Genomic DNA, 14,444 nt, shown 5'->3' on the forward strand with positions numbered 1-14,444 from the left:
GGCCCAGGCGGTGTTAAGGGCCGGCCAACGGCCGGCGCTACCGGTCAGCGCTACCACCATTCCGGTTAGTATCCCGGGTTCATTCATCCAGGGCCGCTCCATGCGCTCGAATCTGCTTGCGTTCTCCGTCATTGCCAGCCTGGGGCTGGTCCAGGTCGCCCATGCCGCCGAAGGCATGTGGGTGCCGCAACAGCTGCCGGAGATCGCCGGCCCGCTGCAGAAGGCCGGGCTGAAGCTCTCGCCGGAACAGCTGTCCAACCTGACCGGCGACCCGATGGGCGCGGTCGTGGCGCTGGGCGGCTGCACCGCCAGCTTCGTGTCCCCGCAGGGCCTGGTGGTCACCAACCACCACTGCGCCTACGGCGCGATCCAGCTGAACTCCACCGCCGAGAAGAACCTGATCAAGGACGGTTTCAATGCGCCGACCCTGAAGGACGAACTCAGCGCCGGCCCCAACGCCCGCGTGTTCGTGCTCGACCAGATCACCGACGTGACCGACCAGGCCAAGGCCGCCATTGCCGCAGCCGGCAAGGACCCGCTGGCCCGCACCCGCGCGCTGGAAGCCTTCGACAAGGCCCAGACCGCCGCCTGCGAAGCCGAGGCCGGCTTCCGCTGCCGCCTTTACAGCTTCTCTGGGGGCAACACCTACCGCCTGTTCCGCAACATGGAAATCAAGGACGTGCGCCTGGTCTACGCGCCTCCGGGCAGCGTCGGCAAGTTCGGCGGTGACATCGACAACTGGATGTGGCCGCGCCACACCGGTGACTTCTCGTTCTACCGTGCCTACGTGGGCAAGGACGGCAAGCCGGCCGCGTTCTCGGCCGACAACGTGCCCTACCAGCCGAAGCACTTCCTGAAGTTCGCCGACCAGCCGTTGGGCGCGGACGACTTCGTGATGGTGGCCGGCTACCCGGGCCGCACCAACCGTTACGCACTGGTGGGCGAGTTCAATGAAACCGCCAACTTCACCTACCCGATGATCGCGCGTCATTACAACGCGGTGCTGGCGCTGATCGACGCGGCCGGCAAGGCCGATCCGGACATCAAGGTGAAGTACGCCAACACCGCGGCCAGCATGAACAACGTGGCCAAGAACTATGCCGGCCAGCTGGAAGGCTTCAAGCGTATCGACGCCGCCGGCCAGAAGCAGGCCGAAGAGGCCGCCGTGCTGGCCTGGCTGAAAAAGCAGGGCACCGCCGGCAAGCCGGCCCTGGCCGCGCACGCGCAGCTGCTCAAGCACCTGGACACCAGCAAGTCCACGCGTGAGCGTGACCTGTTCGTGGGCCAGTTCCACAACACCTCCACCGTGGCCGCCGCGCTGGCGCTGTACCGCCTGTCGATCGAGCGCGCCAAGCCGGATGCCGAGCGCGAAGCCGGCTACCAGGACCGCGACCTGCCAACCCTGGAAGGCGGCCTGCGACAGATGGATCGCCGCTACGTGGCGAAGATGGACCAGCAGCTGCAGCAGTACTGGCTGAACCAGTACGTGGCCTTGTCGCCGGACCAGCGCAGCAACGAGATCCTCAACCAGTGGCTCGGTGGCACTGACACGGCCGCCGTTGACGCGCTGGTGAAGAAGCTGGCCGGCACCCAGCTGGGCAGCCTGGACGAGCGCCTGAAGTGGTTCAAGGCTGACCGCGCCGCGTTTGAGGCCAGCAATGATCCGGTCATCCAGTACGCCGTCGCCATCACCCCGGCACTGCTGAAGATCGAAGAGCAGAAGAAGACCCGCGAAGGCGAGTCGCTGATCGCCCGTCCGGCCTACCTGCAGGCGCTGGCCGACTACAAGAAGAGCCAGGGCGAGTTCGTCTATCCCGATGCCAACCTGTCGCTGCGCATCACCTTTGGCAATGTGATGGGGTACACCCCGAAGGACGGCGTGGCCTACACCCCGTTTACCACGCTGGAAGGCGTAGTCGCCAAGGAAACCAGGGCGGATCCGTTCGACTCACCCAAGGCGCTCCTCGATGCGGTCAAGGCCAAGCGCTACGGCGGCCTGGAAGACAAGCGGGTCGGCTCGGTGCCGGTCAACTTCCTGTCCAACCTGGACATCACTGGCGGCAACTCCGGTTCGCCGGTGCTGGACGCCCACGGCAAGCTGGTCGGCCTGGCCTTTGACGGCAACTGGGAATCGGTCAGTTCCAACTGGGTGTTCGACCCGGTGATGACCCGCATGATTGCCGTCGACAGCCGCTACATGCAGTGGATCATGCAGGAAGTGGCCCCGGCCCCGCAGTTGCTGAAAGAGCTGAACCTCGCGAAGTAAGCTTCCCTGAAAACCCCGCGGATTCCGCGGGGTTTTTTGTTGCCGGTGTTACAACCCGGCGGTGCCCCCCGCTGACGCGGTATCATGCGGCTCCCCCCCACGATCGTTCACGCTGTGTGAACGATTGCGACTGTCTTCCTGTACCGGATTGCACCCGGTGCCACACACAAGGATCTCTAGTTCGCATGCGCATCCTGCTTGCCCGTCACGGCGAAACGCCGTGGAACGCCGAAGGCCGTTACCAAGGCCAGATCGACATTCCGCTGTCGCCCATCGGCGAAGCCCAGGCCCAGGCCCTCGGTGCCCGCCTGGCTTCGGTCGACATCACCCGTGCGGTCGCCTCGCCGCTGTCGCGTGCGCAGCGCACCGCGCAACTGGCGCTGGGCAGTGAACGTGCCGCCGCGCTGCTGACCGAGCCGGACCTGCAGGAAATCGCGCACGGCGAATGGGAAGGCCTGCTTGCCAGCGAGATCCATGAAAAAGATCCGTCGCGCCTGCGCGCCTGGCGCGAGGAACCCGACACCGTGCTGATGCCCGGCGGTGAATCGCTGCGGCTGGTGCTGGACCGCAGCTGGCGGGGCCTGGCCCGCGCCGCCGAAGGCCTCGGCGAACACGACACGCTGCTGGTCGTCGCGCATGACGCGGTCAACCGCGTGATCCTGTGCCGGATCCTGGGCCTGCCGCTGTCGCGTCTGTGGACCTTCCGCCAGGCACCGACCACGCTCAACCTGCTCGAAGGGGCCGACCTGGACAGCCTGGAAGTGGTCCGTCTCAACGACTGCGCCCACCACACGCCGTTCTTCGGCGAAGCCAAGCACCGCGCGCTGTAACGCCACGACTACGATTCACTGCCATGACCACCTCCCGTCCCCACACCCTGAGCGACTGGCTCAGCTTCATCGAGCAGCAGCATCCGGCCACCATCGACATGGGGCTGGAGCGCGTGCGCAGCGTGGCCGAGGCCATGGGGCTGAGCAGCCCGGGCAAGCGGGTGATCGTCGTCGGTGGCACCAACGGCAAAGGCTCCACGGTGGCTTTCATTGAAGCCATCGGGCGTGCGGCCGGCTGGAAGGTCGGCGCGTACACCTCGCCGCATCTGCTGCGCTACAACGAGCGCGTGCGGATCGACGGGGAGGATGCCAGCGACGAGGCGCTGATCCGCGCGTTCAATGCGATCGAGGACGCGCGCGGGACCACCACGCTCACCTACTTCGAGTACGGCACCCTGGCCGCACTGCAGCTGTTCGGCCAGGCCGAGCTGGACCTGGCGGTGCTGGAAGTGGGCCTGGGCGGCCGCCTGGATGCGGTCAACATCGTCGACGCCGACGTGGCGGTCATCACCACCGTGGATATCGACCACAGCGACTGGCTGGGGGAAGACCGCGAGGCCATCGGTGCGGAGAAGGCCGGCATCATCCGTGGCTGGAAGCCTGTCATTCTCGGTGAAACCGATCCGCCGTCCAGCGTGCTGGCCCGCGCCTATCTGCTGGGAGCCAACGCGATCCGCGGTGGCAGCGACTTCTTCGCCGACGTCATCGACGGCCAGCGCTGGCGCTGGCGCGACGTGGGCATGCGCATCGAACTGCCGATGCCCGCGCTGCGCGGCCCGATCCAACTGCGCAATGCCGCCTCGGCCATCGCCGCGCTGCGCGCGCTGGACCGACCGCTGCCGCGCGCAGCCATCGCCGAAGGCGTCGCCAACGCCCGCATCAGCGGTCGCCTGCAGGCGTTCGCGCGCGACGGTGTGGAGGTGCTGGTGGATGTTGGCCACAACCCGCAGGCCGCCCGCGAACTGGCCGCCGCACTCAAGGCCGCACCGGCCAGTGGACGCACCGTGGCGGTGTTTGCCGCCCTGCAGGACAAGGACGCGGCGGGCGTCGTGGAGGCACTGGCCGAACGCGTCGACGTCTGGCACCTGGCGGGGCTGGACGGTGCCAGGGCGCAGAGCGCAGAAGCGCTGCGCACGCGCCTGGACACGACGGCCGCCGCCCAGGCAGCCACCCACCTCAGCGTGGACACCGCGCTGGCAGAGGTGCTGTCCGGTGCACAGCCGGGTGATCGCGTCCTGGTGTTCGGCTCGTTCCACACCGCGGCACAGGCCCTGCAGTGGCTGCAGTCCCGGCCTTGAAACGTCGCGGTTGAGGTGCGCGCCGAGCTGATCATTCAGCTGGCTTGGACGCCACCACCGCCCACCCCCTTATAATCGAGCCGGCATTCCGCCGCGCCGCCTGCCTGCCTTCCGTGGATACTCCTCTGAAACAGCGACTGATTGGTGCCATCGTTCTGGTGGCCTTGGCCGTGATTTTCCTGCCCATGCTGGTCAAGGGACCTGCGCCCGACAGTGGCGTGGCCAATGTGCCGATTGCCGCGCCGGACGCGCCGGCGGATGGCCAGTTCCAGACCCGCGAGCTGCCGCTGGTGGCGCCTGCGGGCGGTGCCACCGGCCTGCAGGGCGCGGCCTCCACCGCCGTGCCCCTGGGCGAAAGCGCGCCCACCCCGGCCGATGCGGCCGCAGACGCTGACACGTCGCCGGCCGTTGCGGCGGGCAACTATGCGGTGAGCTTCGGAGCCTATGCGAGCCAGAAGGACGCTGATGCCGTCATCGCCTATCTCAAGCGTTCCAACCTGCCCGGTTTCAGTGAGCCGGCGACCATCAACGGCCGCGCGGCGTTCCGTGTGCGCGTCGGACCCTATGCCGATCGCGCCCAGGCCGAAGCAGCGCGCCTGGAAGCCGTCAAAGTCCGCAATGACGTGAAGGCCGAAGTGGTCACCCTCGACGCGCGTGCCGAAACGCCCGTCGCGGCGGCACCGGCATCCAGTGCCAGCGCTGCTCCTGCCGCTGCTGCGGTCACCACCGAGACGTTGCCGCCCGAGCCGACGGTGGCCAGCAAGCCGGCGGTGAAGCCGGAAGCGCCCAAGCCGGCCCCCAAGCCCGAGCCCAAGCCGGAAACCCGTCCGACCGCTACCGAAGCGGCCAAGCCGGTCGCGGTGCCGACCGCCCCTGCCGCCAGCGGTGTCGGTTTTGCGGTGCAGCTGGGCGCGTTCGGCAAAGCCGAGGATGCCAACGCACTGCGCGACAAGGTCCGCGCCGCTGGCTTCAGTGCCTTCGTGGAGCAGGTACGCACCGACAAGGGCACGCTGCATCGCGTGCGCGTCGGCCCGGTCGCCAATCGAGCCGAGGCGGAGAACCTCAAGGCCCAGGTTGCGTCCAAGGTCGGCGTGGCCGGCATGGTCCGGCCACACCCCTGATGGCCGGGGCGCGCCGCCGCCGTAAGGCCGGCTCCCGCTGCGGGCAGGAGGCTGCATGATCGATCTCGTCCTGCTGGTGGTGATCGGCATTTCCACTCTGCTGGGGGTCATGCGCGGCTTCGTGGGAATCGTGATCAGCACGTTCTCCTGGCTGTTCGGCGGCTGGGCATCATTGATGTTTGGGCGCAGCGCGGCCGGCTGGTGGTCCGCGCCCGCGGCTCCTGGAGCGGGTCATTACTTCGCCGGCTACCTCACCGTGTTCCTGGTGGTGATGGTGTCGGTGTGGGCAATCGGCCTGTTGATCCGCCAGGCAGTGCGTTCCACCAGCCTGAACGGAGCGGACCGTGCGCTCGGCGGCGGCCTGGGCCTGGCCCGCGGCGCGCTGATCGGTTGCGCGCTGTTGCTGCTGGGGTCCTACACCCCGCTGACCCGCGAGCCGTCCTGGCGCGCGTCCAATCTGCGCGCCATGCTGGACCCGGGCGTGGGCTGGATGCAGGCCAAGATGCCGCGCATGCCCGAGCTGCCGCAGATGCCCGACCTGCAGACCCTGCCACAGCTGCAGGGCCTGCCGGCGGCGCTGCCGGAAGTGAATCTGTCCCAACTGCCGGTGGCGGGGTTGGGCAAGCCGGCCGAGACAGGCGATAATGGCGTGCTTGGCCAGTTGCTGGGTGGACGCGGATGGCCGCGACCGCTGGATGAGACCCCGCAGCAGGCGGTGGACCCCGCCGACGTGTGGGCGCAAAAGCCAGGTTCCCCCCAGAATTTCGACCCGGCGCTGGTGCGCCCGGACGAGCCCGTTCCGGCCCGGAACGGTTCCCCCGGCCAGGCACGGCCACCTTCACAGTAACGGGCTCAGCCCCGCGGAGATTCGCACCATGTGTGGCATCGTCGGTATTGTCGGCAACCAGAACGTCGCCGGGCAGTTGTATGACGGCCTGACCGTCCTTCAGCACCGCGGCCAGGACGCGGCGGGCATCGCCACCGCCGACGGCACCCGCCTGCGCGTGCAGAAGAAGAACGGCCTGGTCCGCGACGTCTTCGATGCCAAGACCATGTCCACCCTGGAAGGCCGCGTCGGCATCGCGCATGTGCGCTACCCGACCGCCGGCTCGGAAGGCATGGACGAGGCGCAGCCGTTCTACGTGAACTCGCCGTACGGCATCGCGCTGGCCCACAACGGCAACCTGATCAACACCGAAGCCCTGCGCCAGCAGGTGTTCGAGCAGGACCGCCGCAACGTCAACACCGATTCGGACAGCGAAGTGCTGCTGAACGTCTTCGCCTACGAACTGGACGCACAGCGCCAGCTGACCCCGGAAGCGGCGATCCGTGCCGTGGCCGGCGTGCACCGTCGCTGCAAGGGCGGCTATGCGGTCATCAGCGTGGTGCTGGGCCTGGGGCTGGTGGCCTTCCGCGACCCGCACGGCATCCGCCCGCTCGTGCTGGGCAAGCGCGCGCATGCTGAAGGCGATGAATACATCGTGGCCTCCGAATCGGCCGCGCTCGACGTGCTGGGCTTCCAGCGCGTGCGCGATGTGCGCCCGGGCGAAGCGCTGGTGATCACCGCGCGCGGCGAGCTGTTCTCGGAAGTGTGCGCCGACCCGGTCGAGCACACCCCGTGCATCTTCGAATACGTGTACTTCGCGCGCCCGGACTCGATGATCGACAACGTTTCCGTGCACAAGGCGCGCATGCGCATGGGCATCAAGCTCGGCGAGAAGATCCTGCGCCTGCGCCCGGACCACGACATCGACACCATCATTCCGATCCCGGACACCTCGCGCGATGCCGCACTGGAAATTTCCAACGTGCTCGGCGTGAAGTACCGCGAAGGCTTCATCAAGAACCGCTACATCGGTCGTACCTTCATCATGCCGGGGCAGGGCGAACGGGTGAAGTCGGTGCGCCGCAAGCTCAATCCGATCCACCTGGAGTTCCGCAACCGCGTGGTGCTGCTGGTCGACGACTCGATCGTGCGCGGCACCACCAGCCAGCAGATCGTGCAGATGGCGCGCGACGCCGGTGCGCGCAAGGTGTACCTGGCCAGCGCCGCGCCGCCGGTGCGTTACCCCAACATCTACGGTATCGACATGCCGGCGGCCGAGGAACTGGTTGCCCACAACCGCACCGTGGAACAGATCGAGGCGCACCTGGGCTGTGACTGGTTGATCTACCAGGACATCGAGGACATGGAAGCGGCGGTCAGCGAAGGCAACCAGGAGCTGAAGTCGTTCGACTCCTCCTGCTTCACCGGCGTGTACCCGACCGGGATCGAGCCGGGCTACTTCGAGCGCATCCAGCAGCTGCGTTCGGACGACGCCAAGCACAAGCGCCGCGCCTGAGGCGCGGCGGTGAGCGCGCAGCTGCCGCCGGATGCCGCGGCCGGTGACCTGCTGCACGCCGCGCAGCAGTGCATGGCCGAAGCCGATCCGCTGCGCAAGGTCGCGCTGACCCAGCATTACGCCCGCCAGTTCCGCGCAGGACAGCTCAAGGCCACTGGCGATGCACCGCCGCCACGGCCGATCTGCATGCCGGGTCGGCCGGCACAGCTGCAGCTGGTGCATCCGCGCGAGCTGCCGCGCCGCGGACTGGGCACCCCGGAAGGGCGCGCCGCCTTCATCCATGCCATCGCGCATATTGAACTGAACGCCATCGACCTGGCCTGGGACGCGGTCTACCGCTTCCGTGGTCTGCCAGCATCGTTCCAGGCCGACTGGGTCAGCGTGGCCGATGATGAGTCGCGGCACTTCCTGCTGTTGCAGGGCCGCCTTCAGGCGCACGGTCACACGTACGGTGATTTTCCCGCCCACAACGGCTTGTGGGAAATGTGCGAACGCACCGCGCACGACGGGCTGTCACGCATGGCGCTGGTGCCGCGCGTGCTGGAAGCGCGTGGCCTGGACGTGACCCCGGGCATGATCACCAAACTGCGTTCGTCCAATGATCACGCCACGGCGGACGTGCTCGAGGTGATCCTGCGCGAAGAAGTTGCCCACGTGGCCGCGGGTTCGCGCTGGTACCGCTGGTACTGTGCGCGCGAGGGCGTCGAGCCGCGTGCGCGGTTCATCGCGTTGTTGAAGGAATACGCCGGCGGCTATCTCAATGGGCCGTTCAATCTGGAAGCGCGATTGCTGGCCGGGTTTGACGAGGAAGAGATGGCCGATCTGGTGGAGCAGGCGGGCAAGCCGTAACGCTACGTGTTGGGCAGGATCTCGCGTTGGCCGTCTTCGGTCGGCCGGTTGATGTAGAACAAGCCCGGTCCGGGTCGGTACGGTAATTCGCGCACACCTTCGTCAGCGGCATACAACAGCGCGGTGTCGCCCAGTGCATCGAAGTTCCAGTGCGCCGACTGCATCAGGTAGTGCTGGCGTAATCGAAGTTCCTGCGCTGCATCCAGCGACTCACCTGCCTGCAAGCGCGCGCTGATTTCCTGCAGCTCGGCCGGCAGCGCCAACGCCGGCACCTCATCCGGTGCCTGCCGCCAGGGCACGCCTGCCGCCACGGCCCGCGCATGCATCACACGCAGTGCCACCAGTTGATAGCGCCAGTCGATCTCGCGCTTGAGCACCACGGCCGCATGCGCGAACAGCACCCACTGGGGCAGCACGCTGTCGCTGCCTGCCACGCGCAGTTGCTGCCAGCGATGCCACACATCCACCCACACCGCGTCATCACCCAGCCCCAATGCCTTCTGCCAGCGCCGGCACGCGGCCTGCGCGCGGACAAACACCTGGGTGCCACGCAGCACCTCCAGTGGCGGTGCGGCGGTGTCGGGCACCTGATGCTGACGGATGCGCTGGCCCTGTGGGCGGGTCAGCAGCTTGGGGCCTTCGATGCGCTGATCGTAGCCGCCGCCGATGTTGGCGTGCACACCCGGCAGCGCAAGCTCTTCGAAGGTCGGGGCAATGGTGCTCAACGCAAAATGCTGTCGATGCTCGTCACGTGCGGTGAGCTGCACGACCGTGTCGGCACAGCCGGCCTGCAGCGCGACCTGCGGCTGTTGCCCCGCCTGCCGGGAGTTGATGGCCACCACGGTGTCGAACAGGCCGACGAAGCGCACCGGTCGTTCGCGCAGCGCGGCCTCGCTGGCCAGCGTCCAGCCGGTACGGTGCAGCTGTTCGCGCAGCCAAGGGCGACCGCCGACGCGGTTGAGCCGGTTCACCGCGTCGCGGGCCGACGCGGCACCGCGCGAGAACCCGAACAGATCAATACGCACATCGCCCAGCACATGCCCGGGCCGCGCCTGCGCCAGTGCGCGCAGCGCTTCGGGGAGGCGTTCATCCAGGGCCCGGCGCACTTTGGCCATCACGCCGCTGCGACCGATGCCAAACGCCAGGCCCATCAGATCGTCCTCCTCGCTGGTGCGGGTGCCGGCCCCTTCGATATAGATCGCCAGCGAAAGCAGGCCAGGCGGTGCAGGGGAGGGCGTGCGGTGATCGAGGTACAGCGCATGCAGGCGCGCGATGTTGGTCAGCCCGTTGCTGTAGCTGCTGGTCAGCCGGCTCTGGTAGGGCGAGGCGTCATCGGCCAGCACGGCCGGCGCGGGCGGGCGCGGAGCCGGCGTGGTGGCTCCGGCCGGGCGCGAGGCATGCTGCAGGTTGTCGGCGTTGTTGCGGGTGCCGTCGAAGAACAGGCCGATCTGAAGCGTGACGGTGTCCGGTGCAGCGGGCTGTCCTGCCATGGCCTCGGTTCCCCTTCGGTGCCCGTTCAAGGTAACGCGAAAGCGGTACTTACGCGACATTGCTGAACCGTCGTGGTTGCGGATCACAGTTCCGCACATTGACTGGGCGGCGCTATTGAATTCACACGATCGAATGCAGCCATATGGAGTGGCTGCTGAAAGGGGCGGCAGCGCAGCAATAACCATCACCGTTCACTCACGGAGAAAGACACGATGTCCAGTTCGATGAGAAAGACTGCAGGTGTGCTTGCGTTATGCCTGGCGGGTGCGGGTTCGGTCACCGCCGCCCCCTTGTTCGAGCCGGTAACAGTGCTCAGTCGCACCAGCGCGGCCAGCCAACCGGCGTTACAGGCGCTGTTTTCCGCACCGTCCACAGCGGCGGTGGAAGAAGTCCGCGTCGACGCGGCCGCGGTTGCACCGTCCCAGCGGCAGCTGGAATTCGCACTGCTGGGAACCGAGGTGAAAGCCCTTCAGCAACGCGTCGAGGCGCTGCCCGACGGAGGCAGCATCTGGTACGGCCAGCTGCGCGCGGCCTCGGACAAACTGACCCGGGCCAGCAGCAATGATCCGGGCAACTCGGTGATCCTCGTCAGCGATGGTCAGACCGTCACCGGCTCCATCCGCAAGGACGGTCAGCTGTACCGCCTGCGTCCGGTCAGTGATGGCCGTCATCTGCTGGTGCAGGTGGACGAGTCGCGCATGCCGGCCGATCATCCGGCCGCGGATTACAACGCCTTGCCGAAGATCGACATGGCGGTGGACGAACGCGTGACGGCCGCTGCCGCGTCTTCGGGGACGCCGGCCACCATCCGCGTGCTCGTCGCCGCCACCAATGCGGCCGTGAGCGCTTACGGCGGCAACATGCAGTCGCTGGTACAGCTGGCGGTGGCCGAATCCAACCAGGGCTACATCAACAGCAATGTGGGAATCACCCTCCAGTTGGCGAACTACCAGGCCGTGGCGTACACCGAGTCCGGCAATTTCAGCACGGATCTGGCGCGCTTCCGCTCGACCAGTGATGGCTACATGGACGCCATCCACACCACCCGCAACAGCACGGCGGCCGACGTGGCGGTGCTGCTGATCAACAACAGCAGTTACTGCGGCCTCGCCTCGGGTATCGGTTCAAGTGCGTCCACCGCGTTCGCCGCGGTGTACTGGGACTGCGCGACCGGCTACTACTCGTTCGCGCATGAGATCGGCCATCTGCAGAGCGCGCGGCACGACATTGCCACCGACCCCAGCACCAGCCCGTACGCGTACGGTCACGGTTACCGTTACCAGCCCGGCACCGGCTCGCGCTGGCGCACGATCATGGCCTATGACTGCACCAGTGGCTGCCCGCGCTTGAACTTCTGGTCCAATCCGAACATCAGCTACAACGGCGTGCCGATGGGCATTGCCGCCAGCGCTGACAACCAGCGTGTGCTGGTCAACACCAAGGCGACGATTGCCGGATTCCGGTAACGCGATCACCCTTCGTTGATACGGTAGGTACCCACCGTGGGTGGGTACCTCTTACGCCAGAGAATCCAGCGTCCATCCCTGCGGCGTCACACGCAGCACCGAGCCCTGCTCGTACCAGTCGCCCAGCACGATCCGCGTGCAGGCGCGGCCATCGGCCTGCACGGCGTGAATGGCGGGGCGGTGGGTGTGACCGTGGATCATCGTGTCCACGCCATGGCGGACGAAGGTGGCGACCACTTCGTCCGGCGCGACATCGGTGACCGTTTCAAACGTGGCGCGATCGCCTTGCTTCATGTCCGACTGCCGCGCCTGGCTGGCATCGCGCGCCTTCTGCGCGAAGGCGATACGCGCGGCCAGTGGCTGCGACAGGAACTGCGCCTGGAACACCGGGTCGCGGGTCTGCGCGCGGAACTGCTGGTAGGCCACGTCGTCGGTGCACAGCAGGTCACCATGCCCGAGCAGCACCGGGCGGCCGTACAGGTCGATCACACTCGGGTCGGGCAGGATGCGGAAGCCGGCGCGGCGGGCGTAGTCTTCGCCGACCAGGAAGTCGCGGTTGCCACGGATGAAGTACACCGGCACCCCGACGGCGGCGACCGCCTTGAGCGCATCGGCGACCGCGTCAGCCGCCGCTGAGGGCGTGTCATCGCCAATCCAGGCCTCGAACAGGTCGCCCAGGATGTACAGCGCTTCGGCCTGCATGGCCTCATCACGCAGGAAGGCCAGAAAAAGCTCGGTGATGGCTGGACGGCTGGGGTCCAGGTGAAGATCGGAAATGAACAGCGTCGTCATGCGTGCATTGTACCGCTGGCCTTGCCCCCGTAGAGCCACGCCGTGCGTGGCTTCGACCGGGTTTGACATCGCGCAGCCACGCAGGGCGTGGCGCTACAACCCAATCGGCAACCAGCGCAGACTGGCCCCGGCCAGCGCCGTGGCAATGGCCGTGGCAGCCAGTACGTCGCTGGGGTAGTGCAGCCCCAGCACGACCCGTGACAACCCCACCGCCAGCGTGAACGGCACCAGCAGCGGAGCCAGCCAGGGGTAGTAGGCCAGCGCCACGATGGTGAACGACACCGCATGCAGGGTGTGCCCGGACGGGAAGCTGAACTCGTCCAGCGGTGCCACCCAGGCGCGGATGCGCAGGTCGGCTGCGAACGGCCGCGGTCGCCGCGTCCAGCGCTTAAGCCCCTTGTAGAGCAGCAGCGCCATGACGCCGGTGGCGGCCATGTGGATGGACGCGCGCAGGCCATCGAAGCCATCCACGGCGACCAGCACGCCCATCAGCGCATACCAGAACACGCCATCGCCCAGCCGGCTGACGGTGGCGAACACACGGCGCACGTGACGGCGGCGGCAGTAGTGGTTGGCCCTGCGGCACCAGCGGGTTTCGCGCCCGCGCAGGGCGTCAAGCGGCATGATCGGCATGCGTCCTCCGGGCGTGGGCCAACTCGGCGAGCAGGGCATCGAACTCGGCGACCACCTGTTGCGGGTGCAGGCGCTTCATCGCGGCTGCGGCATTGCCGCCCAGCCGCTGGCGCAGCGCATCGTCGCCTGCCAGGCGGACCGCGGCCGCCTGGAACTGTTCATCGTCGTTCACGGCCATGCCACTTTCGTCGTTGCGCAGATACTCGCGCGCGGCACCATAGTCGAACGCGACCGTGGCCACGCCGCTGGCCATGGCCTCGAGGGTGACGTTGCCGAAGGTTTCACTGCGGCTGGCAAACAGGAACAGGTCACCGCTCGCGAAATGCCGTGCCAGCGCTTCACCGCGCTGCACGCCACAGAAAATGAAGTCGGGGTTCTCATGCGCCAGCTTCTCGCGCGAGGGGCCGTCACCGACGAACACGAAACGCGCCTTCGGGCGCACCTGCTGCAACTTGCGGAAGGCCTTCACCGCCAGCCCGAGGTTCTTCTCCGGGGCGATGCGGCCGACGTAGATGGCGGCAAACCCACTCCCGTCGATGCCCCATTCCTCACGCAGCGCCGGATCACGTCGTTGCGGGTCGAACTGAGTGCTGTCGACCGCGCGCGCGAGCAGGCGCACGCGCTCGAAACCCTGCCCGGCGAGGAACTGCTGCAGCTCCTGGGTGGGTACCAGGGTGGCATCAGCCTGGTTGTGGAAACGACGCATCCAGCGCATGGCCGCGGCCTGCAGCCACGCCACGCCGTAGTCGGGCAGGTATTCGTCAAAGCGGGTATGGAATCCAGTCGCAACCGGAATGCCCAGCCGTCGCGCCGTGCGCAGCGCGGACCAGCCGAGCGGGCCTTCGGTGGCAATGTAGATCGCATCGGGACGGTGCTGCTGCCACTGCCGCGACAACCGCTTGGGCGCAGGCAATCCGAAGCGCAGGCCAGGGTAGCGGGGCAGTCCGGCCCCGGACACCAGCAGGGCACCGCCGTCATCGGCTTCATCGCCCTGTCGCGGGCGTACCAGGTCCACCTGGTGTCCGGCCTCGCGCAGGCCCATTTCCAGCCCCTGCACGGTCAATGCCACACCGTTGACCTCGGGGGGATACGTTTCGGTGACGATGGCATAGCGCATGGCGGTCTCCCGGTTTGGCGCATGCTCGAGGTTGGCGATGTAGCCGACATGACGCGGGTGTTACCGGCCGATGACTGGGCGTTTGATTGCCATCTGCCTGGCTGCTGTTGGATTCAGGCGGACAGCCCTCGGCTGCTGATCTACGTGTCTGGGGCCGGCGGGTGGGGGGTACGGGACACGCCTTAAATCTCCCGTTAGGCTCGGGCGGCACATCCATGTGCCTTCACGGTCCCGTACCC

12 protein-coding genes are annotated in these 14,444 nt (G+C 67.5%); 8 read left to right on the plus strand and 4 right to left on the minus strand.

The window, feature by feature from the left end; genetic code table 11:
• Positions 1-100: 100 nt before the first annotated feature.
• The 7 genes from QMX83_RS14925 to QMX83_RS14955 all read left to right on the plus strand — a co-directional run bounded on the left by QMX83_RS14925 (position 101) and on the right by QMX83_RS14955 (position 8,706).
• The gene (locus QMX83_RS14925; RefSeq protein ID WP_282297435.1) at positions 101-2,266 is read left to right on the plus strand and encodes a S46 family peptidase; all 2,166 of its coding nucleotides are present in this window, start codon (positions 101-103) and stop codon (positions 2,264-2,266) included.
• A gap of 185 nt (positions 2,267-2,451) precedes the next feature.
• Positions 2,452-3,096 carry a histidine phosphatase family protein gene (locus QMX83_RS14930; RefSeq protein ID WP_282297436.1) on the plus strand — a complete coding sequence of 215 codons (645 nt, stop codon included), beginning with the start codon at positions 2,452-2,454 and terminating at the stop codon, positions 3,094-3,096.
• Between the two features lie 23 nt (positions 3,097-3,119).
• The gene (gene folC, locus QMX83_RS14935; RefSeq protein ID WP_282297437.1) at positions 3,120-4,394 is read left to right on the plus strand and encodes a bifunctional tetrahydrofolate synthase/dihydrofolate synthase; all 1,275 of its coding nucleotides are present in this window, start codon (positions 3,120-3,122) and stop codon (positions 4,392-4,394) included.
• A gap of 113 nt (positions 4,395-4,507) precedes the next feature.
• The gene (locus tag QMX83_RS14940) at positions 4,508-5,515 is read left to right on the plus strand and encodes an SPOR domain-containing protein (protein WP_282297438.1); all 1,008 of its coding nucleotides are present in this window, start codon (positions 4,508-4,510) and stop codon (positions 5,513-5,515) included.
• A 55-nt stretch (positions 5,516-5,570) separates the two neighbouring features.
• Positions 5,571-6,362, plus strand: a complete 792-nt coding sequence (locus QMX83_RS14945; protein WP_282297439.1) for a CvpA family protein — start codon at positions 5,571-5,573, stop codon at positions 6,360-6,362.
• A 28-nt stretch (positions 6,363-6,390) separates the two neighbouring features.
• A complete protein-coding gene (gene purF, locus QMX83_RS14950; RefSeq protein WP_282297440.1) occupies positions 6,391-7,857 on the plus strand; it encodes an amidophosphoribosyltransferase in 1,467 nt (488 codons plus the stop codon).
• A gap of 72 nt (positions 7,858-7,929) precedes the next feature.
• The gene (locus tag QMX83_RS14955) at positions 7,930-8,706 is read left to right on the plus strand and encodes a ferritin-like domain-containing protein (protein WP_282297446.1); all 777 of its coding nucleotides are present in this window, start codon (positions 7,930-7,932) and stop codon (positions 8,704-8,706) included.
• 2 nt (positions 8,707-8,708) lie between these two features.
• Here the strand turns inward: QMX83_RS14955 and QMX83_RS14960 are convergent, their stop codons facing one another.
• On the minus strand, positions 8,709-10,196 hold the full coding sequence (locus tag QMX83_RS14960; protein WP_282297441.1) for a DUF2235 domain-containing protein: 1,488 nt from the start codon (positions 10,194-10,196) through the stop codon (positions 8,709-8,711).
• 213 nt (positions 10,197-10,409) lie between these two features.
• Here QMX83_RS14960 and QMX83_RS14965 point away from each other — a divergent pair, with 213 nt between their 5' ends.
• Positions 10,410-11,663: a zinc-dependent metalloprotease gene (locus tag QMX83_RS14965; RefSeq protein ID WP_282297442.1), complete on the plus strand. Its 1,254-nt coding sequence runs from the start codon at positions 10,410-10,412 to the stop codon at positions 11,661-11,663.
• Positions 11,664-11,714: 51 nt separating this feature from the next.
• Here QMX83_RS14965 and lpxH read toward each other — a convergent pair whose 3' ends face one another.
• From lpxH to QMX83_RS14980, 3 genes are all read right to left on the minus strand, one after another.
• Positions 11,715-12,455, minus strand: coding sequence for a UDP-2,3-diacylglucosamine diphosphatase (gene lpxH / locus QMX83_RS14970; RefSeq protein WP_282297443.1), 741 nt, complete (start codon positions 12,453-12,455; stop codon positions 11,715-11,717).
• Between the two features lie 93 nt (positions 12,456-12,548).
• On the minus strand, positions 12,549-13,088 hold the full coding sequence (locus tag QMX83_RS14975; RefSeq protein ID WP_282297444.1) for a phosphatase PAP2 family protein: 540 nt from the start codon (positions 13,086-13,088) through the stop codon (positions 12,549-12,551).
• Entirely contained in the window at positions 13,069-14,205 is a 1,137-nt protein-coding gene (locus QMX83_RS14980) for a glycosyltransferase family 1 protein (protein WP_282297445.1), read from the minus strand. The genes QMX83_RS14975 and QMX83_RS14980 overlap by 20 nt, the downstream gene beginning before the upstream one ends.
• Positions 14,206-14,444: the final 239 nt, after the last annotated feature.

It is taken from the genome of Stenotrophomonas sp. PS02289, assembly GCF_029960115.1.
In the GTDB taxonomy this organism is placed as follows: Bacteria; Pseudomonadota; Gammaproteobacteria; order Xanthomonadales; family Xanthomonadaceae; genus Stenotrophomonas.

What these genes read in the sequence shown, in the direction of transcription:
- QMX83_RS14925 (WP_282297435.1), top strand. Translation starts at nt 101, where the DNA reads ATGCGCTCGAATCTGCTTGCGTTCTCCGTCATTGCCAGCCTGGGGCTG.
- QMX83_RS14930 (WP_282297436.1), top strand. Translation starts at nt 2,452, where the DNA reads ATGCGCATCCTGCTTGCCCGTCACGGCGAAACGCCGTGGAACGCCGAA.
- folC (WP_282297437.1), top strand. Translation starts at nt 3,120, where the DNA reads ATGACCACCTCCCGTCCCCACACCCTGAGCGACTGGCTCAGCTTCATC.
- QMX83_RS14945 (WP_282297439.1), top strand. Translation starts at nt 5,571, where the DNA reads ATGATCGATCTCGTCCTGCTGGTGGTGATCGGCATTTCCACTCTGCTG.
- purF (WP_282297440.1), top strand. Translation starts at nt 6,391, where the DNA reads ATGTGTGGCATCGTCGGTATTGTCGGCAACCAGAACGTCGCCGGGCAG.
- QMX83_RS14955 (WP_282297446.1), top strand. Translation starts at nt 7,930, where the DNA reads ATGGCCGAAGCCGATCCGCTGCGCAAGGTCGCGCTGACCCAGCATTAC.
- QMX83_RS14960 (WP_282297441.1), bottom strand. Translation starts at nt 10,196, where the DNA reads ATGGCAGGACAGCCCGCTGCACCGGACACCGTCACGCTTCAGATCGGC.
- QMX83_RS14965 (WP_282297442.1), top strand. Translation starts at nt 10,410, where the DNA reads ATGTCCAGTTCGATGAGAAAGACTGCAGGTGTGCTTGCGTTATGCCTG.
- lpxH (WP_282297443.1), bottom strand. Translation starts at nt 12,455, where the DNA reads ATGACGACGCTGTTCATTTCCGATCTTCACCTGGACCCCAGCCGTCCA.
- QMX83_RS14975 (WP_282297444.1), bottom strand. Translation starts at nt 13,088, where the DNA reads ATGCCGATCATGCCGCTTGACGCCCTGCGCGGGCGCGAAACCCGCTGG.
- QMX83_RS14980 (WP_282297445.1), bottom strand. Translation starts at nt 14,205, where the DNA reads ATGCGCTATGCCATCGTCACCGAAACGTATCCCCCCGAGGTCAACGGT.